Origin of the sequence: Natrinema sp. H-ect1 (genome assembly GCF_041821105.1) — an archaeon.
GTDB classification, from domain to species: domain Archaea; phylum Halobacteriota; class Halobacteria; order Halobacteriales; family Natrialbaceae; genus Natrinema; species Natrinema thermotolerans.
Window position 1 is genome coordinate 694,616 of the sequence record NZ_JBGUBA010000002.1, and the last position, 25,747, is coordinate 720,362.

The 25,747-nt window shown below is 67.1% G+C and carries 31 protein-coding genes; 17 read left to right on the forward strand and 14 right to left on the reverse strand.

Features of this window, described 5'->3' with window-relative positions:
• Positions 1 to 124 precede the first annotated feature (124 nt).
• Entirely contained in the window at positions 125 to 979 is an 855-nt protein-coding gene (locus ACERIM_RS07765) for an alpha/beta fold hydrolase (protein WP_373631934.1), read from the forward strand.
• A gap of 30 nt (positions 980 to 1,009) precedes the next feature.
• Positions 1,010 to 1,531, forward strand: a complete 522-nt coding sequence (locus ACERIM_RS07770; protein WP_006179972.1) for an Lrp/AsnC family transcriptional regulator — start codon at positions 1,010 to 1,012, stop codon at positions 1,529 to 1,531.
• Between the two features lie 114 nt (positions 1,532 to 1,645).
• Here the strand turns inward: ACERIM_RS07770 and ACERIM_RS07775 are convergent, their stop codons facing one another.
• The 4 genes from ACERIM_RS07775 to ACERIM_RS07790 all read right to left on the reverse strand — a co-directional run bounded on the left by ACERIM_RS07775 (position 1,646) and on the right by ACERIM_RS07790 (position 6,425).
• Positions 1,646 to 2,101, reverse strand: a complete 456-nt coding sequence (locus ACERIM_RS07775) for a PaaI family thioesterase (protein WP_006649721.1) — start codon at positions 2,099 to 2,101, stop codon at positions 1,646 to 1,648.
• A gap of 1 nt (position 2,102) precedes the next feature.
• The gene (locus ACERIM_RS07780; RefSeq protein ID WP_373631935.1) at positions 2,103 to 4,055 is read right to left on the reverse strand and encodes a 3-hydroxyacyl-CoA dehydrogenase/enoyl-CoA hydratase family protein; all 1,953 of its coding nucleotides are present in this window, start codon (positions 4,053 to 4,055) and stop codon (positions 2,103 to 2,105) included.
• Positions 4,056 to 4,357: 302 nt separating this feature from the next.
• A complete protein-coding gene (locus tag ACERIM_RS07785; protein WP_373631936.1) occupies positions 4,358 to 5,419 on the reverse strand; it encodes a phosphotransferase family protein in 1,062 nt (353 codons plus the stop codon).
• A gap of 274 nt (positions 5,420 to 5,693) precedes the next feature.
• A complete protein-coding gene (locus tag ACERIM_RS07790) occupies positions 5,694 to 6,425 on the reverse strand; it encodes an HAD family hydrolase (RefSeq protein WP_373631937.1) in 732 nt (243 codons plus the stop codon).
• A 268-nt stretch (positions 6,426 to 6,693) separates the two neighbouring features.
• On the opposite strand from ACERIM_RS07790, the gene ACERIM_RS07795 reads away from it, so the two are divergent.
• Both ACERIM_RS07795 and ACERIM_RS07800 read left to right on the forward strand, forming a co-directional pair.
• Positions 6,694 to 7,470 (forward strand): SDR family NAD(P)-dependent oxidoreductase, encoded by a 777-nt coding sequence (locus ACERIM_RS07795; protein WP_373631938.1) that lies wholly within the window; start codon positions 6,694 to 6,696, stop codon positions 7,468 to 7,470.
• Positions 7,471 to 7,624: 154 nt separating this feature from the next.
• Positions 7,625 to 8,626, forward strand: a complete 1,002-nt coding sequence (locus ACERIM_RS07800; RefSeq protein WP_373631939.1) for a TIGR04024 family LLM class F420-dependent oxidoreductase — start codon at positions 7,625 to 7,627, stop codon at positions 8,624 to 8,626.
• 55 nt (positions 8,627 to 8,681) lie between these two features.
• Here ACERIM_RS07800 and ACERIM_RS07805 read toward each other — a convergent pair whose 3' ends face one another.
• Entirely contained in the window at positions 8,682 to 9,476 is a 795-nt protein-coding gene (locus ACERIM_RS07805; protein ID WP_373631940.1) for an alpha/beta fold hydrolase, read from the reverse strand.
• A 122-nt stretch (positions 9,477 to 9,598) separates the two neighbouring features.
• Between ACERIM_RS07805 and ACERIM_RS07810 the strand changes: the two genes are divergently transcribed.
• Together ACERIM_RS07810 and ACERIM_RS07815 are read left to right on the forward strand one after the other, a co-directional pair.
• Positions 9,599 to 10,285 carry a helix-turn-helix domain-containing protein gene (locus tag ACERIM_RS07810; protein WP_006649713.1) on the forward strand — a complete coding sequence of 229 codons (687 nt, stop codon included), beginning with the start codon at positions 9,599 to 9,601 and terminating at the stop codon, positions 10,283 to 10,285.
• A 209-nt stretch (positions 10,286 to 10,494) separates the two neighbouring features.
• Complete coding sequence (locus tag ACERIM_RS07815) at positions 10,495 to 11,508, forward strand: AIR synthase family protein (RefSeq protein ID WP_006649712.1); 1,014 nt, start codon at positions 10,495 to 10,497, stop codon at positions 11,506 to 11,508.
• Here the strand turns inward: ACERIM_RS07815 and ACERIM_RS07820 are convergent.
• Together ACERIM_RS07820 and ACERIM_RS07825 are read right to left on the reverse strand one after the other, a co-directional pair.
• Positions 11,472 to 12,641 (reverse strand): ion channel, encoded by a 1,170-nt coding sequence (locus ACERIM_RS07820; protein ID WP_373631941.1) that lies wholly within the window; start codon positions 12,639 to 12,641, stop codon positions 11,472 to 11,474. The two genes, ACERIM_RS07815 and ACERIM_RS07820, sit on opposite strands and share 37 nt — an antisense overlap.
• A gap of 142 nt (positions 12,642 to 12,783) precedes the next feature.
• Complete coding sequence (locus tag ACERIM_RS07825; RefSeq protein WP_373631943.1) at positions 12,784 to 13,629, reverse strand: phosphatase PAP2 family protein; 846 nt, start codon at positions 13,627 to 13,629, stop codon at positions 12,784 to 12,786.
• 162 nt (positions 13,630 to 13,791) lie between these two features.
• Between ACERIM_RS07825 and ACERIM_RS07830 the strand changes: the two genes are divergently transcribed.
• On the forward strand, positions 13,792 to 14,505 hold the full coding sequence (locus ACERIM_RS07830; protein WP_373631944.1) for a bacterio-opsin activator domain-containing protein: 714 nt from the start codon (positions 13,792 to 13,794) through the stop codon (positions 14,503 to 14,505).
• A gap of 33 nt (positions 14,506 to 14,538) precedes the next feature.
• Here ACERIM_RS07830 and ACERIM_RS07835 read toward each other — a convergent pair whose 3' ends face one another.
• Positions 14,539 to 14,850, reverse strand: a complete 312-nt coding sequence (locus tag ACERIM_RS07835) for a HalOD1 output domain-containing protein (RefSeq protein WP_373631945.1) — start codon at positions 14,848 to 14,850, stop codon at positions 14,539 to 14,541.
• A 106-nt stretch (positions 14,851 to 14,956) separates the two neighbouring features.
• Entirely contained in the window at positions 14,957 to 17,734 is a 2,778-nt protein-coding gene (locus ACERIM_RS07840) for an AAA domain-containing protein (protein ID WP_373631946.1), read from the reverse strand.
• Between the two features lie 187 nt (positions 17,735 to 17,921).
• Between ACERIM_RS07840 and ACERIM_RS07845 the strand changes: the two genes are divergently transcribed.
• Complete coding sequence (locus ACERIM_RS07845) at positions 17,922 to 18,494, forward strand: hypothetical protein (protein ID WP_049966104.1); 573 nt, start codon at positions 17,922 to 17,924, stop codon at positions 18,492 to 18,494.
• Here ACERIM_RS07845 and ACERIM_RS07850 read toward each other — a convergent pair.
• Positions 18,491 to 18,730 carry a hypothetical protein gene (locus ACERIM_RS07850; protein ID WP_006649706.1) on the reverse strand — a complete coding sequence of 80 codons (240 nt, stop codon included), beginning with the start codon at positions 18,728 to 18,730 and terminating at the stop codon, positions 18,491 to 18,493. The two genes, ACERIM_RS07845 and ACERIM_RS07850, sit on opposite strands and share 4 nt — an antisense overlap.
• A 148-nt stretch (positions 18,731 to 18,878) precedes the next feature.
• On the opposite strand from ACERIM_RS07850, the gene ACERIM_RS07855 reads away from it, so the two are divergent.
• Entirely contained in the window at positions 18,879 to 19,430 is a 552-nt protein-coding gene (locus tag ACERIM_RS07855; protein WP_006649705.1) for a hypothetical protein, read from the forward strand.
• Positions 19,431 to 19,460: 30 nt separating this feature from the next.
• Here the strand turns inward: ACERIM_RS07855 and ACERIM_RS07860 are convergent, their stop codons facing one another.
• Both ACERIM_RS07860 and ACERIM_RS07865 read right to left on the reverse strand, forming a co-directional pair.
• Entirely contained in the window at positions 19,461 to 19,865 is a 405-nt protein-coding gene (locus tag ACERIM_RS07860) for a PIN domain-containing protein (RefSeq protein WP_006649704.1), read from the reverse strand.
• A complete protein-coding gene (locus ACERIM_RS07865; RefSeq protein WP_006649703.1) occupies positions 19,866 to 20,093 on the reverse strand; it encodes an antitoxin VapB family protein in 228 nt (75 codons plus the stop codon).
• Between the two features lie 103 nt (positions 20,094 to 20,196).
• On the opposite strand from ACERIM_RS07865, the gene ACERIM_RS07870 reads away from it, so the two are divergent.
• Positions 20,197 to 20,595, forward strand: coding sequence for a nuclear transport factor 2 family protein (locus ACERIM_RS07870; protein WP_373631947.1), 399 nt, complete (start codon positions 20,197 to 20,199; stop codon positions 20,593 to 20,595).
• Complete coding sequence (locus ACERIM_RS07875; protein ID WP_373631948.1) at positions 20,592 to 20,807, forward strand: hypothetical protein; 216 nt, start codon at positions 20,592 to 20,594, stop codon at positions 20,805 to 20,807. The genes ACERIM_RS07870 and ACERIM_RS07875 overlap by 4 nt, the downstream gene beginning before the upstream one ends.
• A gap of 45 nt (positions 20,808 to 20,852) precedes the next feature.
• Here ACERIM_RS07875 and ACERIM_RS07880 read toward each other — a convergent pair whose 3' ends face one another.
• Together ACERIM_RS07880 and ACERIM_RS07885 are read right to left on the reverse strand one after the other, a co-directional pair.
• Entirely contained in the window at positions 20,853 to 21,809 is a 957-nt protein-coding gene (locus ACERIM_RS07880) for a zinc-dependent metalloprotease (RefSeq protein ID WP_006649700.1), read from the reverse strand.
• A gap of 99 nt (positions 21,810 to 21,908) precedes the next feature.
• Positions 21,909 to 22,205, reverse strand: coding sequence for a hypothetical protein (locus ACERIM_RS07885; RefSeq protein WP_373631949.1), 297 nt, complete (start codon positions 22,203 to 22,205; stop codon positions 21,909 to 21,911).
• A 167-nt stretch (positions 22,206 to 22,372) separates the two neighbouring features.
• On the opposite strand from ACERIM_RS07885, the gene ACERIM_RS07890 reads away from it, so the two are divergent.
• The 6 genes from ACERIM_RS07890 to ACERIM_RS07915 all read left to right on the forward strand — a co-directional run bounded on the left by ACERIM_RS07890 (position 22,373) and on the right by ACERIM_RS07915 (position 25,675).
• Positions 22,373 to 22,558, forward strand: coding sequence for a hypothetical protein (locus ACERIM_RS07890; protein ID WP_373631950.1), 186 nt, complete (start codon positions 22,373 to 22,375; stop codon positions 22,556 to 22,558).
• A 160-nt stretch (positions 22,559 to 22,718) separates the two neighbouring features.
• The gene (locus ACERIM_RS07895; RefSeq protein WP_006179942.1) at positions 22,719 to 22,943 is read left to right on the forward strand and encodes an LSM domain-containing protein; all 225 of its coding nucleotides are present in this window, start codon (positions 22,719 to 22,721) and stop codon (positions 22,941 to 22,943) included.
• On the forward strand, positions 22,940 to 23,116 hold the full coding sequence (locus ACERIM_RS07900) for a 50S ribosomal protein L37e (protein WP_373631951.1): 177 nt from the start codon (positions 22,940 to 22,942) through the stop codon (positions 23,114 to 23,116). Before ACERIM_RS07895 ends, ACERIM_RS07900 begins: the two co-directional genes overlap by 4 nt.
• Positions 23,117 to 23,236: 120 nt before the next feature.
• Positions 23,237 to 24,430, forward strand: coding sequence for a threonine synthase (locus ACERIM_RS07905; protein ID WP_049966110.1), 1,194 nt, complete (start codon positions 23,237 to 23,239; stop codon positions 24,428 to 24,430).
• 135 nt (positions 24,431 to 24,565) lie between these two features.
• Positions 24,566 to 24,739, forward strand: coding sequence for a hypothetical protein (locus tag ACERIM_RS07910; protein WP_006179939.1), 174 nt, complete (start codon positions 24,566 to 24,568; stop codon positions 24,737 to 24,739).
• 234 nt (positions 24,740 to 24,973) lie between these two features.
• Positions 24,974 to 25,675, forward strand: a complete 702-nt coding sequence (locus ACERIM_RS07915; RefSeq protein ID WP_006179938.1) for a phosphoglycerol geranylgeranyltransferase — start codon at positions 24,974 to 24,976, stop codon at positions 25,673 to 25,675.
• Positions 25,676 to 25,747 lie beyond the last annotated feature (72 nt).

Genomic DNA, 25,747 nt, shown 5'->3' on the forward strand with positions numbered 1-25,747 from the left:
TCTTGGAAACTGAATTGGTGGCATGTCACCAATGATAATGCGAGTATCTGCCATACGAGACGGCGCTGGGAGTACTGAGCCGGTCCGCGACCCCAACCGAACGGCGACACCGGGTGATCGGTAGATGGTCGACCACGAGACCTGGGCCGACGAACAGTCGGCCACGACCGTCTCGGTCGACGACCACGACCTCGAGATCGCCTACCACGAGGCCGGTCCCGCCGACGCCGACGAACCGCCGGTCGTCTTCGTCCACGGCATCCCGACCTGGTCGTATCTCTGGCGTGACGTCGTCCCGCCGGTCGCCGAGGACCGCCGGACGATCGCGCTCGATATGGCCGGCTACGGCAACTCCGCGATGCACGACGGCTTCGACCGCTCGATCCGCGCCCAGGAGGGCGTCCTCGAGGCCTTGCTCCACGATCTCGGTGTCGAGAAGATCGCGCTGGTCGCCCACGACATCGGCGGCGGCGTTGCGCTGCGCTTCGCCGCGCACAACCCCGGGATCGTCGATCAGCTCGTCCTCTCGAACGCCGTCTGCTATGACTCTTGGCCCGTCGAGTTCGTCTCGAATCTGGGCCTGCCCGCGACCGCCGACATCGAACGCGATGAACTCGAGGGCCGCCTCGACGCGGCGTTCGTCGAGGGGGCCTACGGCGAGGCCGACTCCGAGTTCGTTGCGGGTATGAAAGCGCCGTGGCTGACCGACGAGGGCCACCTGTCGCTGGTCCGCAACGCCGTTGCAACGAACACGAACCACACGACCGAGATCGAGTACGGGGCGATCGACGCCGAGACGCTGTTGCTGTGGGGCGAAGACGACGTGATGCAGCCCTACAGCTACGCCGAGCGACTGGCCGGAGACATCGACGACGCCGAACTCGCGCCGCTATCGGACGCCTACCACTGGGTCCCCGAGGACCGATCGGATGTGTACGCCGAGCGGCTCCGCGAGTTCCTCGCGGGAGCGGAACCATAAAATCATGTCCGCAACGAAACTCACGGTAACATGAGCGGCGACCCACCGAACTGGGAGTTCAAGGACCGCGATATCGCGATCCTGAGTGAACTCTCGGCAGATCCGCAGTTGTCCTCGCGCGAACTGACACAGGTACTGGAATCGGAGTACGATATCGACGTCTCTCACGTCACCGTCAGCGAGTCGATCCGGCGGATGCGCGACGAGGGCGTCTTTCGCGAGGCGATCATCCCCAACGAGGAGTACTACATTTTTGCGCTGTTCGAGTTCAAGTTCAATCCCGAACACTTCGACGAGTACTGGCGCGACGCGATGGAGTACATCAAACAGGACAAACACACCCTGTTTTTCTTCCTCTCGGACGGGGAGTATCAGTGGAAGACGGTCATGATGTTCCGGGACAGACAGGAGGTATCCCAGTGGATCCACGACTGCTACTCCGAACACGGCGCAGTCATCGCCAACATTCGTAACTCGGCGATCCACAACGTCCTCAAGTTCCAGACCGATCCGCGGATCTACGAGGAACTGGGCGAGGATCGTAGCGACTGATATTCGCTTTCACAGCGACGGTCCGTCGACACGCGGAAAATCGAACCCACGAGTGGTCTCGACGGCCGGAACCACGACGGCTCCGGGAGTCGGGACACGGCCGCTCGAGACGCGTTATTCGCTGTCGATACCGTCCCGGAAGAGCCGATAGGTGGTGCGGCCGACGGCGGCCTCGCCGTCGTCGCCCGTCACCGTCACGTCCGTGACGCCGGTCGAACCGCCGACCCGGAGGACCTCTGCCTCGGCGCGGAGGTCACCGGTCGCCGGCCGCAGATACGAGACGTTGAGATCGGTCGTCGTCAGATGGGACTCACTGGGGTTCTCGAACGTACTCCGCAGCGCGAACGCGCTCGAGGTATCGATCAGCGTCGCGACGATGCCGCCGTGAACCGGATCCGGCCCGTCGGTACCGATGGGGTTCTCGAAGTCCTCGTTCTGCTCGATGACGAGGACCGCGCGCCCGTCCTCGAGGTAGTCGACCCCGATGTCGAGCCACGACAGGTAGCCGTGGCTCTGGACGAACGAGTCCCATTCGGGCCACGCAGACGGGTCGTCCGGTCCGTCGGTCATGTCACTTGCCCTCGAACTCGGGCTCGCGGTCCTCGGCGAACGCCGCGGTGCCCTCGAGGACGTCCTCGGTGCTGGAAAGCAGGCCAAAGCCCTGGCTCTCCATGGCGACGGCGGCTGCGATGCTTGCGTCCTCGCCCTCGTTCATGACCTTCTTGGCGATCTTGAGGGCGATCGGCGGGCCGCCGGCCAGGTCGTCGACGAACTCGGAGACGGTGTCGTCGAAGTCCTCGCGCTCGACCGAGCGGTTGATCAGGCCCCACTCCTCGGCGCGGTCGGCGTCGATGTGGTTGCCCCGGAAGACCAGTTCCTTCGCGCGGGTCTCGCCGAGGACGCGGGTGAGTCGCTGGGTGCCGCCGCCGCCGGGGATCAGGCCGAGGTTGATCTCGGGTGCGCCGAACGAGGAGCGCTCGGTCGCGACCCGCAGGTCACAGGCCAGCGCGAGTTCGAGGCCGCCGCCGAGACAGAAGCCGTCGATCTTCGCCAGCACGGGCCGTTCGAAGTCGTTGACCGTCTCGAAGGCCGGCGTGACGTCCATCAGGTCGGTCGGGTCGGCGTCGCTGAAGCCGGAGACGTCCGCGCCGGCACAGAACGCCTGATCGCCCGCGCCCTCGATGGTCGCACAGCGGACTTCGTCGGTGTCGACGTTCGAGAACAGGTCGTCGATCTCGGCGAGCAGGTCGTCCGAGAGCGCGTTCATCCGCGAGGGCCGGTCGAGTTCGACGGAGAGGACGCCGTCCTCGAGGTCGTAGTTCAGGTCGTGGTAGGGACCGAGGCTGTCGTCGTCGTAGCTGTAAAAGCCCGCGCCGGCTTCCTCGCCGGTCTTGCCCTCCGCGACGAGTTGCTCGAGGTACGGGTGGGGCTCGAAGCGGTCCTCGCCCGTCTCCTCGTAGAGGGTCTCGAGCTTCTCGAGGACCGTATCGAGGCCGATCTTGTCGGCGCGTCGGCAGATACCCTCGGGGAAGCCGAGCCCGAGCTGGACGCCGGTGTCGACCTCCTCGGGGGTTGCGACGTCCTCGCCGACGAGGAACGCGGCGCGGTTGATCATGCGGGCCTCGACGCGGAGCCAGTCGAAGTCGCCCGCGTCCTCGGGTTCGTAGTCGGCGCCGTCGCCGTCCTCGTAGTCGTAGAAGCCCTTGCCGGTCTTCTGGCCGAGGTCACCGGCCTCGACTTTCTCTTCGGTGATCGGCGGGATCGGGCTGTCGCCTTCCTTGCGGACGTGGTAGCCGACGTCGATACCGGTGAGGTCGCCGAGTTCGAACGGCCCCATCGGATAGCCCCGCTCGTGGACCATCGTCGCGTCGGCCTCGCGGATCGTCGCCTCGTCGTTCGAAACCATGAACGCGGGTTCGCCGCCGAAGGGGCCGACGATCGTGTTGACGACGAAGCCGCGGACGTCCTTGCGGACGTAGATCGGCGTCTTGTCGATCGACTCGACCCACTCGTAGCCGGCTTCCGCCGCCTCGTCGCTGGTGTCCTCGCCGTAGATGACCTCGACGAGGTCCATCTTGACCGGCGGGTTGAAAAAGTGCAGACCGAGTACGCGCTCCGAGGAATCGACGGCCTCCGCGATGTCGGAGATCGGCAGGCTCGAGGTGTTGGTCGCCAGCAGCGTATCGCCGCTGGTGTACTCCTCGAGGTCGGTGAAGATGTCGTGTTTCAGGTCCAGATCCTCGGGCGCGGCCTCGATGACGAGATCGGCGTCGGAGACGGCCTCCTCTAAGTCCGTCGTCGTGTCGATCCGGCCGAGGACCTCCTCGGCGGAGTCCTCGAGCATCTCCTTTTCCTCGAGTTTCTCGACGCTCCACTTGATCGACTCGTAGCCGTCCTCGATGAACTCGTCTTTGATGTCACGCATCGTGACATCGTAGCCGGCCATCGCGGTCACTTCGGTGATTCCGTGCCCCATGTTCCCCGCGCCGAGTACTGCCACGCGGTCGATGCTGTCCAGTGACATGGTCGTTCCATTGCCGGGAACCGTCTTAATACCACCGAACCGAATTAGCAATGTTAAGCCCGTTGTCGGCCGTTGCACATCACGTACGTCGATTCGCGTTCATCGCGACCGTCGGTAACGGCGGTCGGGGAGCGGCCGAGCGGACGGGTCGACCGGCCGGCTCGCACGCGCTCGTTCTGCGGCGGCGACGTTTTGCGCGGACCGGCCGACCGACGTCGTGGTGGCGTGCCGGCGGTGTCCGATGGCTATCGCGACCGCTGAACGCGTGTTCCGTCCGAAGAAAACCGCCCGACGACGCGAGTCTACAGCGGTTCGTCGCCCTCGATGATCCGTTTGGCCCGCGCGGCCAGTGCCGGCACGCGGTCTTCCATCAACGGGTACATCGGGTCGTCGCTGTTGCCCTCGAGGTAGCGCCGGAAGAACATCTCGCCGAGGCCCGCGAGTTTGTACACCGCGAGCGCGCGGTAGAACCGCTCGTGTTCGAACTCGTAGCCGGTCCGCGATTCCCAGCGGTCGACCAGTTCGCGGCGGGTCGGATACCCCTCCCGTTCCATGAACCGGGTGACCAGTTCCGGGAGTTCGGGATCGGGATCCTTCGCGTCGCGCCAGTACGACAGCATCCAGCCGAGGTCCGCCCGAGGATCGCCCAGCGTGGCCATCTCCCAGTCGAAGACGCCGATCAGTTCCGGCGGCGTCCCCGGCCCGAACATCACGTTGTCGAGCTTGTAGTCGCCGTGGACGAGCGTGTGTGGGTGGTCGTCGGGCACGTTGTCGCGGAGCCAGTCGCCGACCTCGTGGAGGACGGGAACCTCGCGTTCGTCTTCGGTCACTTCGAACGCCCACGAGAGCTGTTTGCCCCAGCGGTCGACCTGTCGTTGCGTGTACCCCTCGGGGCGGCCGAACTCCTCGAGGCCGATCGCTTCGTAGTCGAGGTCGTGGATCGTCGCCAGTGTGTCGACGAGTTCCTCGCCGACGCGCTCGCGGTGATCGGGGTCGGCGAACCGCTCCGGCTCGTCCTCCCGGAGGACGTCGCCCTCGAGTTGCTCCATCACGTAGAAGTCGCTGCCGATGACGTCGTGGTCCTCACAGGCAAGCACCGGCGTCGGAACCGGGACGTCGGTGTCGGCGACCGCGTTTGTCACTCGATATTCGCGAATGACGTCGTGGGCCGTATCGGCGGTCTCGCCCGGCGGCGGCCGGCGGATGACCAGTTCCCGGTCGCCCCAGGTGACGAACAGCGTCTCGTTGGAGTGGCCCTCCTGATGACGGGCGATGTCGTACTCGTCGACCTCGCCGAGGTGTTCCCCCAGATACGCGACCAGCGCGTCCTCGTCGACGAGGCGTTCGTAGTAGTTCTCGCTCATGGGAACCGGTGGGTGCTATGGCCGTCGTCGCGGGCCGATACGGTGTCGTTCGTGGCGGTTCGCTTTGCAGTGGGCATTGTCGTGTGCTACTATATCTCCCCCTTTACGAAAATAGTTACGCCACGAACTCTCTTTTACAATGTTTGCGGGTTGGAAGTTACCATGCAACATACCGACTCGCGGACGACGCGGTGGCAACCGAGTCCGAACCGGGCGGGACGACCGTCGGGAACGTCCTGCCCGGTGTTTCGAATCGATACGCCGCTCGAGAACGCTACCCGTCTCGTGTCCCGTCGACGATTTCGAGGATTTCCTCGGGCGATTCGATCCGATAGGAGACCGCGGGGCCGTCCTCGGCACCGAAGGCGACGCCGTGCAAGCCGCTCTCGTCGGCCCCTTTCACGTCGTGATCGTAGCGGTCACCGATCATCAGCGACCGCTCGGGGGCGACGCCGGCTTTCTCGATGGCCGTCTCGAACATGGCCGGGTCGGGTTTGGTGTAGCCGACCTCCTCGGAGGTAGTGATCGAGTCGAAGCGTTCGCGGACGCCGAACCGCTCGAGCATCCGCTTTCCCTCGGCGTCGTCGACGTCGCTGACGACGCCGACGTGGAGGTCCCGCTCGGCCAGCCGTTCGATCGCCTCGACGGCTCCCGGCACCGGCTTGATCGACGCCGCGACGATCTCCTCGAACAGGGGCTCCCACTCCTCGCGGGGGACCTCCTCGCCGACGATGGCCGCGACGGCGCGGTGATAGCCCTCGCGTGCGGACCGGAACTCGGTGCCGTCGCGTTCGCGGAAGTAGTCGCCCACGGTCGTCCGCCACGTCTCGACGGCCTCCTCGACGGTTGTCTCGAGGTCGTAGCGGTCACAGAGTTGCGCGACGAACTCGGCGTGGGCGCCCTGTACCGACTCGAGCCCGAGGATGACGCCGCCGATGTCCCAGAAGACGGCCTCCCACTCGGAGTCCGTTCGGGCAGCCGCGCCATCGGCTCCATCACTGCTCATCGGCGTGCCCCCTGGCCGTCGGTCGGTTCGCTCTCGTCCGTCTCCGTACTCGTCTGGTCGAATCCGCCGCTCGCTCGCATGGTTCCTCTCATAGCTTGGGTCCCGGCGACGGTCGATGACCGATCGCCGTCGAATGAGTATGTGTGCAGGTGATTCGCATTCACTTAACGGTACGGTATTCATACCCATCTTTATTAACAGTTACTGCAAATAGCCAGCCGGAGCTAACAATGGAAACCAACACGCACGCAGTCGCCGGTGATCGCGTATGAGTACCGACCGATTCAGCGTCGACGGCGACGTCGCCATCATTACCGGGTCCTCGAGCGGGATCGGGAAGTCGATCGCGGAGGTGTTCGCCGCTGACGGCGTCGACGTGGTCGTCTGCTCGCGCGAGCAGGACAACGTCGATCCGGTGGCCGAGTCGATCAACGAGAGCGACAGTCCCGGGCGGGCGCTGGCCGTCGAGTGCGACGTGACCGACCGCGAGGCCGTCGAGGCGCTCGTCGAGGCCACCGTCGAGGAGTTCGGCGGACTCGACGTGCTGGTCAACAACGCCGGGGCCTCCTTTATGGCCGGCTTCGACGACATCTCCCCGAACGGCTGGGAGACGATCGTCGACATCAACATCAACGGCACCTATCACTGCACCCACGCCGCCGCGGAGCATCTCAAGGACGGCGGCGGTGCGGTGATCAACCTCGCCAGCGTCGCGGGCCAGCGCGGTTCACCGCTGATGAGCCCCTACGGCGCGGCCAAGGCCGCGGTCATCAACCTCACGACGACGCTGTCCTACGAGTGGGCCGACGACGACGTTCGGGTCAACTGTATCGCGCCCGGCTTCGTCGCCACGCCCGGCGTCGAGAGCCAGATGGGCGTCTCCGCGGACGATATCGACCGCACGGACGTCGCACGGCGGATCGGCACCGTCGAGGAGATCGCCGACCTCACCCAGTTCCTCGCCAGTCCGGCCTCGTCGTACATCGTCGGTGAGACGATCACGGCCCAGGGCGTCCCGCAGATCGAAGAAGACCACGACGTGTAGCCGGCACGCGCTCACGTCGGCTCTCGACGTTCGAGCGGTGACCGCTGCGCGGACGACCGCCGGGTCCGGGCCCGTCCGTGGAGTACGTAAACGGCCGTCCCCACGCCGCCGGTTCCCATACACCCAAAAGGGACGGTTTCGTCTGTGGACAACGATGACAGACAGAGATGTCCACCTTCCGGTCGCTGCACAGCCGACGATCGACTCGATCGTCGACTACGCACGGACCGCCGAGGACGGCGGCTACGACTGCGCGTGGCTCCCCGAGACGTGGGGTCGGGACGGCGTGACCGTCCTCTCGGCGATGGCCGAACACACCGAGGAGATCGATATCGGCTCGAGCATCCTCAACACCTACTCGCGATCGCCGGCCCTGCTCGGCCAGACGGCGGCGACGCTGCAGGAACTCTCCGAGGGCCGCTTCCGGCTCGGGCTCGGTCCGAGTGGCCCCGTCGTGATCGAGAACTGGCACGGCGTCGAGTTCGGCAACCCGCTCAAGCGCACCCGCGAGACGGTCGAGATCGTCCGGCAGGTTCTCTCCGGCGAGACGGTCGACTACGACGGCGACGAGTTCGACCTCTCGGGGTTCCGACTCCGGTGTGAGCCACCGGAAACCTCGCCCCCGATCGAGGTGACGGGGATGGGACCGAAAGCCGTCGAACTCGCGGGCCGGTTCGCCGACGGCTGGCACGGCATCATGCTCACTCCCGACGGGATGGAAGAGCGCATCGCGGACATCGAACGCGGGGCCGATCTGGGCGACCGCGACCCCGACGACGTCCAGGTCACCGCCGGCGTCACCGCCTGCGCGCTCGAGGACCCCGAGGAAGCCCGTGCGCTGGCCCGCCAGCACATCGGGTTCTACGTCGGCGGCATGGGTACCTTCTACCGCGACGCCCTCGAGCGACAGGGCTACGACGAGGCCACCGAGATCTACGATTCGTGGCAGGACGGCGACCGCGAACACGCCCTCGAGCTGGTCGACGAGAACATCCTCGACGACCTCTGTGCGGCCGGCAGCCCCGAGACCGCCCGCGAGCAACTCGAGCGCTACGAGGACGTCGACGGCCTCGACGCCATCGCGGTCAGCTTCCCGCGCGGGGCCGACGAGGACCAGGTCCGCGAGACGATGAAAGCGGTCGCACCCGAGAACTGAACCGGTTCCGAAACGGGGTGTCGGCTCCCCTCGGAGCTGCATCGGCTGCGAACTGCTATCGCGTCCGCAGGAAGGAGTCGATTTCTGCAGCGATTACGTCCGGGGCCTCGGCGGGGCCACTGTGGCTCACACCGTCGAACTCGACGAGGCGGCTGTGTGGGATCGCATCGTGGGTCGCGCGGGCGCTCTCTCGGAGAAACCCGGGGCCGTCGGTGCCGGTCAAGACGAGTACGGGGGCGGCAACGTCCAGACTGCTCGGAAGGCGGTATTGCTCGACGGCGCGGTTCATCCGGACGACCTCCTCGGCGAGGTCCGTACACGCCGGCCAGACCGGCCACTCCGCGAGCCACGCGTCGAGGTCGTCGATCCCGTCGGGGTGGAGGACCTGTTCGACGTACCGCTTCACCGCCTCACGTCGGTTCCCCGCGTCGATGAGCGTCTGCATCCGGTCCGCGAGGTCGGCGTCCGCGCGGTAGTCGTCGGGAAGGATCGCCGGTTCATACGCGACGACTGCCGCGACCGCCGCGTTCGTCGCGGTTTCGATCGCGGTGAGTGCGCCGTAGGAGTGACCGAAGAGGACCGGCTCCTCTTCGAGTGCGTCGACGAGCGTTCGTACGTATTCGACCTCTCGGGCCAGTACCTCGTCGGCGCTGGTCTCGGTCCGTTCGTCGAGACACGTCCCGAACCCCGGGCGTTGCGGGACGATCGCGGCGTATCCGTCCAGGTGTGGAACGACCGGCTGCCAGTATTCCGTGGAGGCCATTCCGCCGTGAAGGAGGATCAGCGGCGGGCCGTCACCGTGGCGCTCGTACGTTACCTCGATGCCAGCGTCGGACTGTGTCGTCTGCATGCGACACTGCGTTCGAGGCGGACCGAGCTAAGCGGTTCTCTCAGTGATGGGGGCTTTTAAATAGGCGAGGGGATGCGACCGCTTTTCGACACGTCCATTTGCACGGCGGGAAACGACGCGGTATGGGTCTCGTCGCGGAGTTCGACATCCACTGCGATGCGCTTCCGCTCGTCGGGGTTGCGAGAGCAGCGCCCGAGGCGAAGATCGTTCTCAGGCTGCAGTTCAACCACGGCGAGCGGCCGCTGTTTATCGTCACTGTGACGGGTGGTTCACGGACGGCGGTCGAGGCGGCCTTGACCGACGCCGAGGACGTCGACGAGTGGGCAGCGATCGGAACGGCCGGCTCCACGCGACGATATCAGGCGACGCCAGCGCTCAGTCTGGCGGAACAACTCGGCGATCACATCGACGACCTCGCCGGACTCGAGGCGCTTGCCACCGCCGAAGCAACCATCGAACGGATCGAAGTGACCGCCGACGGGTGGCGCCAGTCGGGGTGGTTCGCCACCCGAGCGGCGTTCGACGCGTTCTCGTCGTTCTGGCAACGAAACGCGGGGTTTCGATTGCGCCGTCTCACTCACGACGGGGCGCCAGAGCCGCCCGGCGACGGCCTCTCCGATCGCCAACGTGAGGCACTCAGAACGGCCTACGAGATGGGCTATTTCGACGTTCCTCGCCGGACGTCCTTGGATGCGATCGGGACGGAATTAGGGATCTCGGCGTCGTCGGTATCGGAGCGGCTTCGCCGCGCTCAAACGCATCTCATCGAGGAGACGGTCGCGACGACGTGGCCGCCGCTTCCCGAGTAGCGGACGGCTGAATCGCTCCCCGCTGCTCGAGGCGCTGCCCGGCAGAGCGACGGGACTCCCGTTCCGGTAGCATCGCCGTCGGTACGCACCGGAAATCCGTGGTCGAAACGGACACTGCCGGGAACCGGATCGCGCCGGCCTCCCGTCGGTCCCTCTCGAACGGTGGGCGCTCCGACAGCTACAAACCGTGCATCCTCCCAGTTCCTGCTATGCCCGGCAAGGTGAGTCCGGACGACCTGCTCGCGCACGTCTTCGAGCGGACGGAGACGGCCGACGAGACGGTGCTACAGGGCCCCGCTGACGGCGAGGACGCCGCCGCGATCGACTGGCCCGACGGCGAGGGAACGCTCGTGGTCAGCTCCGACCCGATTTCGCTGGCGGCCTCGGCGGTCGGCACGCTCGGCGTCTACGTCGCCTCGAACGACGTGGCCGTCTCCGGCGCGGACCCGCGCTGGCTGACCGCCGTCGTCTTGCTCCCGAGCGACGCCGAGACCGAGGGCGGTGCCGACGGCCCCCTCCTCGAGGTGGTCGCCAACGACCTCCACGCCGCCGCCGGCGAGATCGGCGCGTCGATCGTCGGTGGCCACTCGGAGTACGTCGACCAGCTCGAGCGGCCGCTGCTCTCGCTGACGGCGATGGGGGCGACGGATCGGTTCGTCCCGACCGGCGGGGCCGAGCCCGGCGACGCGGTGATCCTGACAAAGGCGGCGGGACTCGAGGGGTCGGCCGTCCTCGCGGCCGACTTCGGCGACGACCTCGGGGTCGATACCGAGACGCGCGAGCGCGCCGAGTCGTTCCTCGACGAGATCAGCGTCGCCCCCGAGGCCCGGCTCGTCCGCGCGGACGCGACGGCGATGCACGATCCCACTGAAGGCGGGGTTGCGGCCGGTCTGCTCGAGGTGGCCCGCGCGTCCGGCGTTCGCCTCGAGGTCGACCGCGATGCCGTGCCGGTCCGCGAGGCGACGGCGCGGCTGTGTGATGCCGCCGGGGTCGATCCGCTGCGGATCTTCGGCTCCGGTGCGCTGGTCGCGACCGTTCCCGGCGACGCCGTCGACGACCGTCTCGAGGCACTTTCGGACGCGGGGATCGAGGCCGCGAAAATCGGGACGGTACGGGAATGCGAGGGGGACGAGCCGACACTCGTTCTCGACGGTGAATCGATCGTCGAGCCGATCGAGGACGACCTCTACCCGCTCTGGGAGCGGGCCGACGGCGCGGACTGACTCCCGTTCCCACCGCCGCCCGACAGCGCGCCCAGCGTCGCCTCGATCACCAGGGTTTCGGGATCGACGACGGCGTCCGCACCGATCCGCTCGAGCGATTCGACCGTCCGGCCGTCGGCGAGCGCGACGATTCTCGCGTCCGTCATCGACCGGGCGGCCGCCACCAGCCGCGCCCCGTCTCGGTTCCCGGCTCCGATGAGGACCGCGTCACAGGTGTCGAGAGCGGCACGCTCGAGCGTCCGCTCCGCAGTCGGGTCGCCGTCGATCGACTCGACACCGTCAGGTAGCACCGCGGTCGACTCCTCGTCGGTCACGACCGTGATCGATGCCCGTCCGGCGAGCGCCGCGATCACGGGCCGAATCGTCTCGCCGGCCCCGAAGACGACGACCCGCGATTCGTCGTGGATCCACCCGTCGTGATCGTCATCGACCGCTCGATTCCCGCGCCTCGTCGCGCGTCGGCCGGCCCGCGCCAGACGCGCCTCGACCGCGGGACCGAGCAGACTGCCGGCCGTGGCCGCGAGCGTCGCCGGACCGAGGACGACCAGCGAGACGGCGAACAGCCGCGCTGCCTCGGTTCTCGCGTGGACGTCGCCGTAGCCGACCGTACTCGCCGTCACGACGGTGAAATACACCGCGTCGACGACGCCCTCGACCCCGTCGAACCCGCTTCGGAGCGCGTACGCACCGGCCGTTCCGTAGCAGCAGACGCCGACGATTGCAAGCAGCGCGCCGACCTGGGTCGCGTTGAGGTGGCTCGCACGCGTGAACCGTCGGCTCGCCGTTACGAGAACGACGAGCCCGCCGATCGAGAGGAGTACGAGCGGGAGAGAGAGCGCCCGGAACTGGGCGACGCCGTGTGCCCCGGAGAGAAAGACGAGGCCCACGGCAACGAGATACGCCACCCGGTAGCCACGGCGCATTCCCCAGACGGTGACGAGCAACGCGAAGCCGACGACGGTCCCGCTGAACTCCGCCGCGGTCTGGAGATCGGCGAGCGAGCCGCCACCCTCGAGGGCCGGTCGGGTGAGAATCGAACCGATTCCGGTTGCGATCGACGTGAGTGCGATTACGGTGACGATCACGATCGCGACGCGGCCGCCGGGCCGACGCGGATGAAACGCCTCGAGCATACTGCTCCTACGCCCGCACCGGCGGTAAATCCCCGTCGGTCCCGGCACACCGGAGACGTGGGCGAGTTCGCGACCGACGTCGTAGTGACTGCCTGCCGACAGTACGAACGTCCCGCGGACGCCGATCCCGAACGGGATCGATTCACGACCGCGTCGACTCGAGCGGGCCGATCTCGAGTTGCCCCACGGCGGCCGGTACGAGAAAGATGCCAGCGACCAGGATCGCGTACAGGACGACCAACAGCGGTTCGACCGTCGTGACGATGGACTCGAGTCCCCGAACGAGCGCGACGAACCCGACGCCGACGACGAGGACGACGGCCGCCTCGAGTCGGGAGCGCAGCGCCGGCAGGGCGGACAGTCGCCGCGAGCCCAGCAGCCCGCCGATCGCGCCCCCGAGACCGAGCAGGGCGTCTTCCCGTCCGCCGGCGATGACGAACGCGGGCGCCGAGAGGGCGAGCGCGATCGCGAACCCGATCGTTGGATCGCCGCGCGTGACCCGGTCCATGGCGGCGACGAAGGCGACCCCGAGCGCCGCGCCGACGATCACGTCACCCAGATAGTGGACCCCCAGGACGACCCGCGAGAGCGAGACGAGGGTGACGAGCGCCGCGGCGACCGCCAGCGCCCGCGGGTCACCCGCCCGGTCGTACGCCGAGACGAGGCCGCCGTAGACGACCGCCGCAGCGAAGGCGTGCCCGCTCGGAAAGCCGTAGCCCTCGCGCTCGCCCTCGAGGGGGATCGGCATGACGTCGGCCGGCGGTCTGGGGAGGGCAAACAGCGCCTTGAGCGAGAGCAACAGCGCCAGTCCGGCCACCGCGTAGCTGATCACGAGCGCGCTGCGGCGGCGATCGACACACCAGAACAGCACGGCGAGCAAAACCATGAGCGCGGTCGTCCCGCCGAGTTCGGTCACGAAGACGACGAGTTCCGCGTACTCGTTCGGGACGACGCCGCGTATCGCTTCGCTCTGGGCCTCGAGTCGCATCTCGGCCGGCACGTGACGCGTCGGCTACCTAAACGTTCGTTTCGGCGGACGCGTCTCGCGGGTCCCGTACTGACGATCGCGTCGGACCGTTTTCACCGATCGGGACGTTCCCGTCGGAATCACTTTGATAGCAGGTACCATTTGGCCGGACAGTGGCCCAGTATGAACGATACACGAAACCGCGACCGAACGCCGCGGGTGCGGGAGATCGAGTTCGAGATCACTGCGCCCGCGTATCCGTTCGTCCGGGCGTCGGCCGAACTCGAGTGTCGCGTCGAACTGGCGGAGATGATCCCCCGCGGGAACGGGTGCTACGCCGAGTTCTTCACCGTGGCCGAGGCCAAGCCGTCCCGGGTCGCGGACCTCGCCGACGACCACGAGAGCGCCGACGTTCGGTCCCTCCACGAACACGAAAGCGGCGCGCTGCTTGAGTTCCTCGTCGCCGAGGACTGCCCCGCGGTGGAACTCGCCGAACTGGGGGCGCTGCCGCGGACGGTTCGAGGCAGCGACGGGGACGGCCGGATCGTCGCCGAAGTACCGCCGCGGGACGACGCCGGCGGAATTACGGACGCGTTCCTCGAGCGCGTGCCGGAAGCGACGTTCATCGCGAAGCGGGAGACCGACGCGCTCACGACGCCGTTCAGCCGGACCGCGTTCCGGCAGGAACTGCGCGCCCGACTCACCGACCGCCAGCGGGAAGTCCTCGAGGCCGCGTTCGAAGCCGGCTACTACGACTGGCCCCGCGAGTGTTCGGGCGAGGACGTCGCGGCTGAACTCGGCATCGCGTCGCCGACGTTCTCCCAACACATCCACGCCGCCGAGCGCAAACTCCTCGCGATGGCCTTCGAGGACAGGGCCGACGACGAGGCCAACTGACCGCCAGGACGCGGTCGATCGCCGGCCGTTCGATCAGTCGGACGGAGCGACGACGATCCGTCCGTCTCCATAGACCGCGACCACACAGCCCTCGTAGGAGAGCGAGAGTCGCTCCGGCCGCGCTCGCGGCCGTCGATCGAAGAGCCGGTCGACGGCGGTCGTCTCGACCGCCTCGTACAGTGGCTGCATGGTCGTCGGGTCAGTGCCTCTGACGGCTGCAACCGCCCGAACGATCGCGGACGACGGCGTGTCCGCATCGTCCCAGTCGTACCGTGCGGTATACGTCTCGTCGCCGCGCTCGAACGCCGGGCGGTCGCCCGCCGCGGCGGTGTCTCGCTGAGTCATCTGAATCACCGGGCTGCCGCGTTCATACCGACGCAGGCGAGGTGGTTAGTAGCGATACCTATAGCTCATGGGAAACATATCAGCCTACTGACTCTCGGTGGGCCCGTTACTGCCGCGCCCACTCGAGCATGCGCTTGTAGACCGGATCGCTCGCGAGCGCCGACGAGTCGCCGACCAACACCAGCGCCCGCTTGGGCCGTGTCAGCGCGACGTTGATCCGCCGGTAGTCCTCGAAGATCGGCCCCTCGAGCGAGCCGGTCGCAGTGAACGAGACGATGATGACCTCCTGGCTCGAGCCCTGGAAGCGGTCGACGGTGTCGACGGTGACGTCGTCGGGGACCGTACTCGAGATCTCCGAGACCTGTGCTCGGAACGGGGCGATGACGCCGATCTCCGACCGGTCGAGGCCGGCCGCCTCGTAGCGCTCGATCAGGTCGGCGATTCGTGTGGCCTCCTCGCTGTCGGTATACTGGCTCCGGTCGCCCTCGACGTCGACGAACGAGACGGGATCGGACAGGGTCTCGGGCAGGGCGTCCCGGGAGACGCCCTCGAGGTCGTCCAGCGTTCGCCCGGCGACCTCGGGCGTCGCCGGCCGTAGCTGCCCGTCGTAGAACTCGGTGGAGGCGAAGACCTGAATGCGCTGGTTCATCCGGTACTGGCGATCGAGCATGACGCCGGCGTCGGGGTAGCGCTCGACCAGGCGCTCGAACAGCGACTCGGTGAGGTCGTTCTCGGCGCGCACGACGGGCGGCAGCTGCTCGTGGTCGCCCACCAGCACGAACCGCTCGGCGAGGTTGATCGCCGCGCAGGTCCCGGGCTCGGTCAACTGGGCTGCCTCGTCGACCAGCGCGGCGTCGAAGGCCTGCTCTTTCATGATCCGTGAGCCGCAGGTCGCGGTCGTCGCCGCCACCACCTGCGCGTCCTCGAGTTCGGCGACCCGATCGGCGGGCTCGCCCGCCCGCTCGAGCCGGTAGGGCTCCATCTCGTCGCTGACCCCGCTCTCCGACCCCACGCGGACGACGTCGACGGCTTTGCCGTCTCCACTCCGTTGCGTCTCCGACGCAACGCTGTCCTCGTCGATGACGTCCTCGAGTTGCTCGAGTAAGGCCTCCAGAGCGTTGTCGACGGCGCGATTCGTGAAGGCCGACAGCAGGACGCGCTCGCCGCGCTCGACCATCGCGCGGATGGCCCGGGCGATGGTGTAGGTCTTCCCGGTCCCCGGCGGGCCGTGGATCAGCGCGCAGTCCTCGGCACCGACGGCTTTCCGAACGGCCTCGTTCTGGCGCTCGTTGTTGTCGATGAAGGTCTCCTCGATCGCTTCGAACTCGGGCTCTGCGCGGCCGAACAGGACGTCTTTGCGCCGTTCGTCGCCTTTCAGGAGCGCGTCGTGCATCGCGACGAGCAACCGGTCGGTCGTCAGCTCGGAGGGGTAGACATCGAGCCGGGTGACCGCGACCGGCTCGTCCGCCGTGATCACGACCTCGTCGTCGAGTCGCTCGATCCGCGCGAGTTCCGAGTCGCCCCGAACGGGGTCCCCGTCGCTGGCCAGCACCAGGTCGCCCTCGCGGAGCTTCGAGTTCGCGCCGCCAGTCCGGCGCGCCCGCAGCTCCCAGCGACCGCCCTCGAGCGGCCGTTTTGCGACGAACTCGAGGTCGATCAGCGCGCGGTCGTCGTCGGCCCGTTCCTGCGCGGTCTGTTCCCAGAGCTTGGCGTACTCGCGGTGGACCTCGCGCCGTTCCTCCTCGATCGCTCGGTAGAACCGGTCGAAGTACTCGCGTTCCTCGGCCGGCAGCGCCTGCCCGATCTGGCCGGCCTTCGACTCCTGATCCAGCCGCCCGGAGACGACCATGCAGGTGTCCTGCTCGAAGCAGTACTCGCATTTCGCGTCGGCCTCGTAGCCGGTCGGAACCTCGCCTCGCATCTCCATCGCCGCGATCTCGTTGCGCAGGCGGACGACGTACTGCAACAAGCCGTCGCCCATCGTGAACTCCTTTGCGGGGGTCAGGTCGCCGGTCTCCTCGTTGCGATCGAGCGCCGAGTTCTTCGTATAGAGGAGCGTCCCGATATCGACGTCGCCGCCGTGTTCCTCGAGCAGGAGTGCGTAGCAGGCAGCCTGCACCTTGTCCTTGAACCGCGGTTCCTTCTTGAGGTTCTTGCCGGTCTTGAGTTCGACCGGTGCGCCCCGGCGGACGGCGTCGGCCCGGCCCCGAATGCCGAAGGTCTCGCTGATGAGCAACTGCTCGGAGCGCCAACTGTCTTCCTCGGTGAGCCGGCCCTGCTCGAGCCAGCCCTCGATCGCTTTGGCGTTCTCCCGGATCTCCTCTTTGACCGCGTCGGGCGTCTCGCCTAACAGCCCCAACTGGAGGCCTCGCTCCTCGACGCGGGCGTCGATCGACTCCTCGAGGTTGCGCCCGCGAAGCAGGTCGCCGAAGACCTCGTGGACGAGCGTCCCTTTCACCACGGGGTAGTTCAGCGGCACCCCGGAGAGCTTGTTCAGGTAGTAGAGCCGGGGACACTCCACCCAGTTGCGGATCGAGGTGACGCTGACGAGAAAGGAGGGTTCGACGACGACGTAGGACTCGCCCGTCGTCGCGTACTTGGTCTCGCCCTGATACTCCTCCTCTTTCGCGTTCGTCACGACCAGTTCCATCCCCGGCTCGAGCAGCTCGGCCGACTCGGTCCACTTATTCCAGAGCGTCACCGTCGTTTCGCGGCCGTCTGCGACGGCCGCCGTCCCGCCGTCGCTGCGCGTCGGCGTGGCGTCGCCGGTGGGCTCGTCGTCGGTCGCGAGCCGGACCGGGACCTCCGCGAGATCGCTTTCGCCGTAGCTCGTCGACACCGTTCGCACGTCGACCTCGCCGGCGACGGTTCCGCGTACGTACACAGCTACCGTCACGAGCGAGCGATCAAAAACGCTATCGGTCCCGGTGGCGACCGGCTTGTTTCCCCGCTCGCGGGACGCGATGCCCACGATAACATTCACTTACCGGCGTTCCCGGGTTTCGTTCCCGGCCGGCCGCGAGTGGAACGGACGGGCCGTTTTTGCGATCAGGCCCCGAACGTCCGGTACTATGAGTGACCCGAACGGCGACGATCGTCGGCGGGGCGACGGGCCCGGGGCCGGCGACGAGCCGCCGACCGACGACGGCCCGATCAACCGACCGGAATCGGCGTCGGCCGACATCGACTCGGGGACCGGGGTCGGTGACGGAGAGCGGCCCGGCGGCCGCGACCCGCGAGACGAGTCGACGCAAGTCGCCAGCGAGGAGCGCCGGCGCAAGACCTCGGTCGTCAGTCTGCTGGTCGCCGTCCTCGGCGCGTGGGTCGCCCTCTCGGTGCTGGTCTTCCAGAGCGGTGGCGCTCCCGCGTCCAACGACGTCCTCGTCGGACTCGCGGTCGCGCTGGCTGCCGGCTACAACTACTATCGGGTGACGAACGACATCCCGCTCAGCCCCGCCATCGCCTCGCTGGTCGCCCTCCTCGGGATCTGGCTGATCGTCTCGGCCGCCCTGCTCGGGATGACCGGCGGGCTGTTCTGGAGTACGCTCGTGACCGGGCTCCTGATCGCCGGGCTCGCGGGGTACAACGCCTACGAGGCCCGCGGGGCCCGAACGGTCGCGACCGACTCCGGCACGGGGATCTAAGGGTCGGCCTCGAGCCGGCGAAGCCGGTGTTCGGCGGCGTGATGGCCCATCGCGACGACCGAAAAGGCGACCATGACGACGGCGAAGCCGACCGAGACGATCGGTGAGACGCCGTTGACGTACCCGTTCCAGAGCTGGCCCAGCGCCAGCGCCAGCGGGGCGATCGTCAGCAGCGAACTCTTGGCGGGTGCAGCGCGGAACAGATCGACGAGCGACGGTGAGCGACGAGTGGACATAGGGAAAGCGTCGGTTACCGTCCCTGTCGGCGGGGCCAGTGTATTCCTTTCGGTTCCGGAACGGTCCGTTGCGGGGCGTAACAGTCCGTTCTCGGCGTCTTTCGGTGGAACCGATACGTTCATTCTGCCGGCGATCCAACCCTCGCCTATGCGGATACGCGAGTGGCAGGACGTACTCGAGGACGTCACGGAGCGCGACGTCGATCCGGAGGACTGGCGCGCAGTCGCCGGCGACCGCGCCGGCGGCGTCGGCGAAGACATGTACCTCGCGCATCCCCGGGCCGGCGTCTTCTTCCTGAAAACGTACGCGAAAAACCCCTTCGAGGTACGGGGTGTCGGCACCCGCGTCGCCCGGAACATCGACGACGAGATCGGGTCGTTCATGCCCGAGCGAGAGTCGGGCGGCCGCTTTGCGGTCCAGTCTCCCCCCGAGGACGAGGAGCAGGCCGAGACGGTCGGCAAGCGCCTCGAGACGGTGCTGGAAACCCACGCGGACGCGCCGACCCGACCGCAGGACCTGTTCGACGACGTGATGGAGGCGCTCGAGAGTCCCGCGTTCGGCCCGATGGAGTACGATCAGTACGACCGACCCGACGACCTCGCGGCCCTCGCCGACCGCTTCGAGGAGGCCGACGAACTGCTCGACGCCGAACTCGAGGACCTGATCGAGACCGACGAGGTCGATCGCGGCTTCATGTAGCGGTCGGGACCGCGGTCGAGGCGTTCGCGTTCAGTACGGATCGTATTCCGCGACGGAGAGGACCGACTGCACCTCGTCGTCCCAGAAGTGTTTCTCGGCGGTCGCGAACGTCGCTCCGTGTTCGCGAGCGATCGCCGCGATGAGCGCGTCCGGGTGGTCCGCCGGGACGCCTCGATCCAGCAATTCGCTCTGCAACGATGCGGCCTCATCGGCCGTCCGTGCGGTCACGTCGAGTACGTCCATCGACGACGTGACGGCCCGTCGAATCGCGTCCGGGGTGCCGTCGATGTAGCCGTGTACGGCACCCATGTACGCCTCGTAGAGGACTATCGCCGGCACTCCCCACGCCTCCTGTTCGTACCGCTGCAGGAAGCGACGAGCGTCGTCGGTTCCGTCGAGATAATCGCTGAGAAGATTGTTATCAAGTACGAGCATCTACTTTGATTCCTCGATTCGGTCCCTCGTTCCCGCCCGCAACTCTTCTCGCATCGTCTCCAGCCCCGCCCGCGTTTCCGTGTCCGTTTCCGAAAGGACGCCGAACCCGGCCCACTTGTCGCCTTCCGTGAGTCGTAGAATCACGTCCTCGTAGCTTTCGTCCTCACGCTTATGGAGATCCAGTCGGTCTTTCGCTTCGTCCGAAACGCGGATCGACGTGTCTCCCATGTATGGGAATACGTATGCGTATGCAAAACACTTTCCCTCGTTCGAGACCGCTCCCGCATCCGCGTCCGATGGCTCTTTGAAAACGGCCGTCGAGGATACAGTCATGTCAGCGACCGCGAGCCCCGAGGCCGTCGTCCGCGACTACTACGACACGCTCCGGAACGGCGACCCCCTCGAGCCGTACTTCCTCGCCGACGAGTCGACGGTGAAGTTCGGCATCAGCGAGTCGCTGTTCGGCGGCGAGGTTATCCGTTCGGCCCTCGAGGAACAGACCGAAACGACCGCCGACTGGACGATCGAGAGCCGCCGCCTCGTCGTCGATCGGCGCGAGGCGGTCGCGACCTTCGCCGACGAGGTGACGATGGCCTGGACCGACACGGAGGGCGGCGACCGACGCCGATTCGACAGCCGCTGGAGCGGGACGCTGGTTCCGACAGACGACTCGAGCGCGCCCGACTGGCAGTTCGCGCTCATGCACGTCAGCGCCCCGCACGAGCTATGAGCCGACGGGGTCGGGAGCCGTCAGGCTCGAGCGGCGTCTCGGACGCAGCCACCCAGCTCAAGGTCGCTTTCGTGTTGCTGGTCGGCCTGTCAGGTGGGCTGGTCGCGTTTCAGGGTGAGGCGTCGCCGGTCGTGATCGGCGCGGCGATCCTCGGTGGCATCGTCGCCGGGAGCGCGTTGCTCTGGTACCTGATCTGGATCATGACCGGCTGAACGCGTCCGGGCGACCACCACGCGAGGGAAAACGGGAGATTCGGGTCAGCGGTCGACGCGCCGGAGCCACGTCCCCGGGGCATCGAGTTCGTCGTGGCTCGGCAGGTACTCCGGCCCCTCCCAGACGAGACTGGCCGTCTCGAGGTCCCGGACCGCGACGACGTGTTCGAAGAAGTCCTTGCCGCGTTCGTACTGGCGCTCTTTCAGCCCCAGGCCGAGCAGCCGCCGGAAGACCTTCTGGATCGGCCCCCGGCCCTGCCGGCGCTCGTCGAGTTTTCGCCGCAGGTCCTCGTACTCGTCGTCGAAGGCGTGGTCCATCAGGAGTTCGGCGTACCCCTCGACGACGGTCATGGCGGCGTCGAGATCACGGAACGCCTCGCGGTCGAACGATCCCTCCGAGAGGTTGGCGATCCCGTCTTCCATGCGGGTCTCGAGGTGGTCGGAGAGCCACGGTGCGGCCCCGAACTCGGCGGCGTGGGTCACCTCGTGGAAGGCGATCCAGCGGCGGAATCGATCGGCGTCGACGTCGAGTTGGTCGGCCGCGTTGAGGATGTTCGGTCGGACGAAATACAGCGCGTGGTCGTCGGTCGGGGCGTCGGCGAGCAACAGCGGATCGTACTGACCGAGGACGTTCCGCCCGAGAAAGGAGAGCATGACCGTCATCGTCCCCGTGTTGATCGTCCGCGCGATCCCAGGGAACGTACCGGTGTGGGTCTCGAGGGCGCCCATGACCCGTTCGAAGGTGGCGACGTTGGCGTCGATCCAGTGGTGGCGGTTCTGGATCTCGATCGTCTCGGGGACGTCGAATTCGGCCCCGGAGACGGCGCGGACGGCCGCCCTGGCGTCTCGCACGTCGCGGGCGTAGGCCTCGCGTTCGCCGGTCTCGAGCGCGAGCGAGCCGGGGTCGGTCGCGGCCTTGGCGGCCTCCGCGGCGGATCGCCAGTCGATCGCGTCGTCACCGGATGCCCCGGCGACTGCCCGGGCGCTACGATAGAGATTCACGACCCCAAATAGGGGAAGGACCCGCAAAAGCGTTCGGCTCAGTGGAGCCGATTCACCGCCGGTCGGTCCGACGCCGGCCGGCGATCAGTCAGGTGGCGCTCAGTTGACGATGACGTCGGGCCCCTCGTCGGCCTTGAGGTCGGACTCCTCGTCGTCGCCGCGGAACTTCTTGGCGGCCGCGGCGATACCGACCAGGACGACCAGTGCGACCAGCGCGCCGACGGCACTTTTCCCGCTCCCACCGGACTCCTCGTCGCTTTCGTCGGATTCCGTCTCGAGGTCGGCTTCGGACGCCGATTCCGTGGATCCGATCGGCAGCGCTTCGCCGACCGAGCCGAGGCCGATCTGGGGGGTGTCGATGTGCAACTCTACGAGGGTGAACTTTTTATCTCCCATGAGCGGACGGTCCACGAGTACACACTTAGCCGTTTGGTTAGGTATGGGATAGCAGCGGTGTACGAGCCGGCTACCCCTCGAGTCCCGGACCCGACCGTTCGCGGTTCATGGTTCCCTAATTGATAAACTACAACTACTTTACACCGGAACAAAACACTAGTTCGCGTATGAACCTGCACGATCCCACCACCCGCTGGGGAGTGGGCCTCGCCAGCGGTGCCCTCATCGCCACCATCGCGGTGCTGTTTCTGGACGGAACGACGCGACTGCTCGTTCTGGCGCTCGCCGTCTTCGATGCGGTCTCGACGCCACAGTTCCTGAAACACGCCGCCGCGGAATCGGCGGACCGGTGAGAGCGCGTTGCCGACCGTCCCGACACCAGTCAGCTTTCTGTCAGTAACGGCCGCGAGATCCGCAAGACCGGGTGGGAAACATCGTGTTATTCGCCGCTGAACGGCCCTCGTCGGAGCCGGGACCGGTACGATTAAGTGTCCATCACCAGCCGTGTTGCGTATGAGTGGACGACCGCTGGACGTCCTCGAGGCGTCGCTCGGCGAACGCGTCACGGTACGACTCAAGAGCGGCGACGAGTACGTCGGCGATCTCTCCGGGTACGACCAGCACATGAACCTCGTCCTCGAGGACGTGACGATCCCCGTCGAGGGCGTCGATCAGGAGGCTCCGGCCGAAGACACAACCATTATACGCGGCGACAACGTCGTCTCGATTACTCCATGACTGGTGCAGGAACCCCGAGCCAAGGAAAGAAGAACAAGACGACCCACACCAAGTGTCGTCGCTGCGGAGAGAAGTCCTACCACACCAAAAAGAAGGTCTGCTCGTCGTGTGGCTTCGGCAAGTCCTCGAAGCGCCGCGATTACAAGTGGCAGTCGAAGTCCGGCGACAACTGACCGGTCTCTCTTTCGTCGTTTCCTCTCGTCTTCCGATCCGACAGCCCCGGCGTCGTCGCCGATGCCGGGACGCGCGACGCCGATGGACAACCCTTAGTTCGCCGCCCCGAAGGATCGCGTATGGAGACGACTGACGCCGTCGCGGGGCTCGAGTGCGTCGACTGCGGGACCGTCATCGAGGCCACCGCCGAGGCCCACCGATGTCCCGAGTGTGACGGTCCGCTCGACCCGCGCTACGACTACGACGCGATCGACCTCGATCGCGAGACGCTCGAGGGTCGGCCGGCCGACTCGCAGTGGCGCTACGCCGAACTGCTGCCGTTTGCCCGCGAGACGGCGGTCACGACCCGGGAGGGCGCGACGCCGCTGGTCGACTGTCCCGACCTGGCCGACGAACTCGGCGTCGAGCAAGTCCTGCTCAAGGACGAAGGCCGGAACCCGACGGGCTCGGTCCGCGACCGCGGTGCGTCGCTTGCGGTCACGGCCGCGACCCGGAGCGACGCCGACGACGTCGCGCTCCCGTCGACGGGCAACGGCGGTCAGGCCGCGGCGGCCTACGCGGGCCGGGCCGGCCTCGAGTCCCACGCCTACCTCCCCTCGCGCTCGGGCTTTACGAACAAGGCGATGGTCAACGTTCACGGCGGCGACATGAACGTGGTCGGCGGTCGCTACGGCGACGCCGTCGGCGCGTACGAGGAGGCGCTCGCCGAACACGACGACTGGTACTCGCTGCGAGCCTTCGAGACGCCCTATCGCCACGAGGGGATCAAGACCCTGTTCTACGAACTCGTCGAAGACCTCGAGTGGACGGTTCCGGACGCGATCTGTTATCCGACGGGGATCGGCACGGGGATCGTCGGCCTCGCCAAGGCCGCCCGCGAGTTCGAGGAACTGGGACTGATCGACGAGATGCCCACACTCTACGCCGCGCAGGCGTCGGGCTGTGCCCCGATCGCGGACGCCGTCGCCGACGGCCGCGACGACCTCGACCCCGTCGAGCGCCCCGACACCATCTGTGGCGAACTCGAGATTCCGGACCCGCCGGCCGGCTCGTGGGTCCTCGAGGCGCTGCGTGAGACCGACGGCGACGCGGTCGCGACCGACGACCCCGACATCCTCGAGGCGGCCGTGCGGGTGGCCCAGACGACCGGCCTCGAGCCGACCCCGAGCGCGGCGGCGGCTGCCAGCGGCGCGTGGGAACTCGCCGACCGTGGTGCGTTCGACGGCGACGAGACGGTCGTGATCGTCTCGACGGGCGCGGGCAACAAGGAGGCCGACGTGTTGCGAAGCCACCTGATGGGACAGGGCATTTAGACAGCACCCAGTACCGGGTAATACCGCCGAATACAGCCGGTATAACCGCTATCGGGCGCCCAGTTGGGCACGGCGAACCGAACGCTTTCACCGACAGAGCCTTGACTCCGAGACGAGTAGACAAACCGAGTTCAAATGTGTGAACATTCACCAGAGTGTTCGAACGGGGTCACGTGCCAGCTCGTCCTCGAGAACGGTGAGACTGGCCTCGAGACCGCCGAATACTACTGTAAGGCACACCTGGTGCTGCGGATCTGGGAGGTCGAGAACGACAGCTCGATGCGGGCCGTCAGCGCTGAACAGCTATAGGCCGGATCGGCCTCGCCCGGCGCGCTTGCTGCCGATCACGGCTCGATCGTCGCGACGGAATCAGCCTGTTCGCGACCCGGAGGTGGACCCGATCGCGCCCGAGGGCCGCGGCGCGCTCGAGTCGACCAATGACGCACTCGAGCCGGCCGGGCCACTGCCCCCACCGTGTGACCGCGTCCCTCGCGACGGGGTCGTTCCGTAGCGTTTTTGCTGGTTGTCGGGAAACGACGCGGTATGACTGCCCCCTGGGACGATTGGAACCACGTTCTCAAGCTCGATCCGGACAAGGAGCTGCCCGAGGGCGTGACCTACGGTGACCTCTGTGCGACCGGAACGGACGCCATCGAGGTCGGCGGGACCATGGGTATCACTGAAGAGAACATGAGCGCCGTCATCGAGGCCTGTGCCGAACACGACGTTGCTCTCTATCAGGAGCCGTCCAACCCCGAAGTCGTCCTCGAGGACGACGCGCTGGACGGCTATCTCATTCCGACTGTGTTCAACGCCGGCTCGCCGTTTTGGATCACCGAAGCCCACAAAGAGTGGGTCCGCCTCGAGGGCGAACTCGATTGGGAGCGGACGACGACGGAGGCCTACATCGTGATGAACCCCGAGGCCGACGTCGCGGAGCTGACCGAGGCCAACTGCGACCTGGGTGCCGACGACGTCGCCGCCTACGCGACCGTCGCGGAACACATGTTCGGCCAGGAGATCGTCTACGTCGAGTACTCGGGCACCCTCGGCGACGAGGGCGTCGTCCAGGCCGCCGGCGAGGCGACCGACGAGTCGACGCTGTTCTACGGGGGCGGCATCCACGACTACGACTCCGCGTACTCGATGGCCCAGTATGCCGACGTTATCGTCGTCGGCGACCTCGCACACGACGAGGGGATCGAGGCGGTCCGCGAGACCGTCGACGCGGCCAACGACGCGTAACGACACACCGGACCGGTTGGTAAACCCGACAGTAGCCTCAACTGTTTTATCGCTTCGCGGTGGACGACCCCG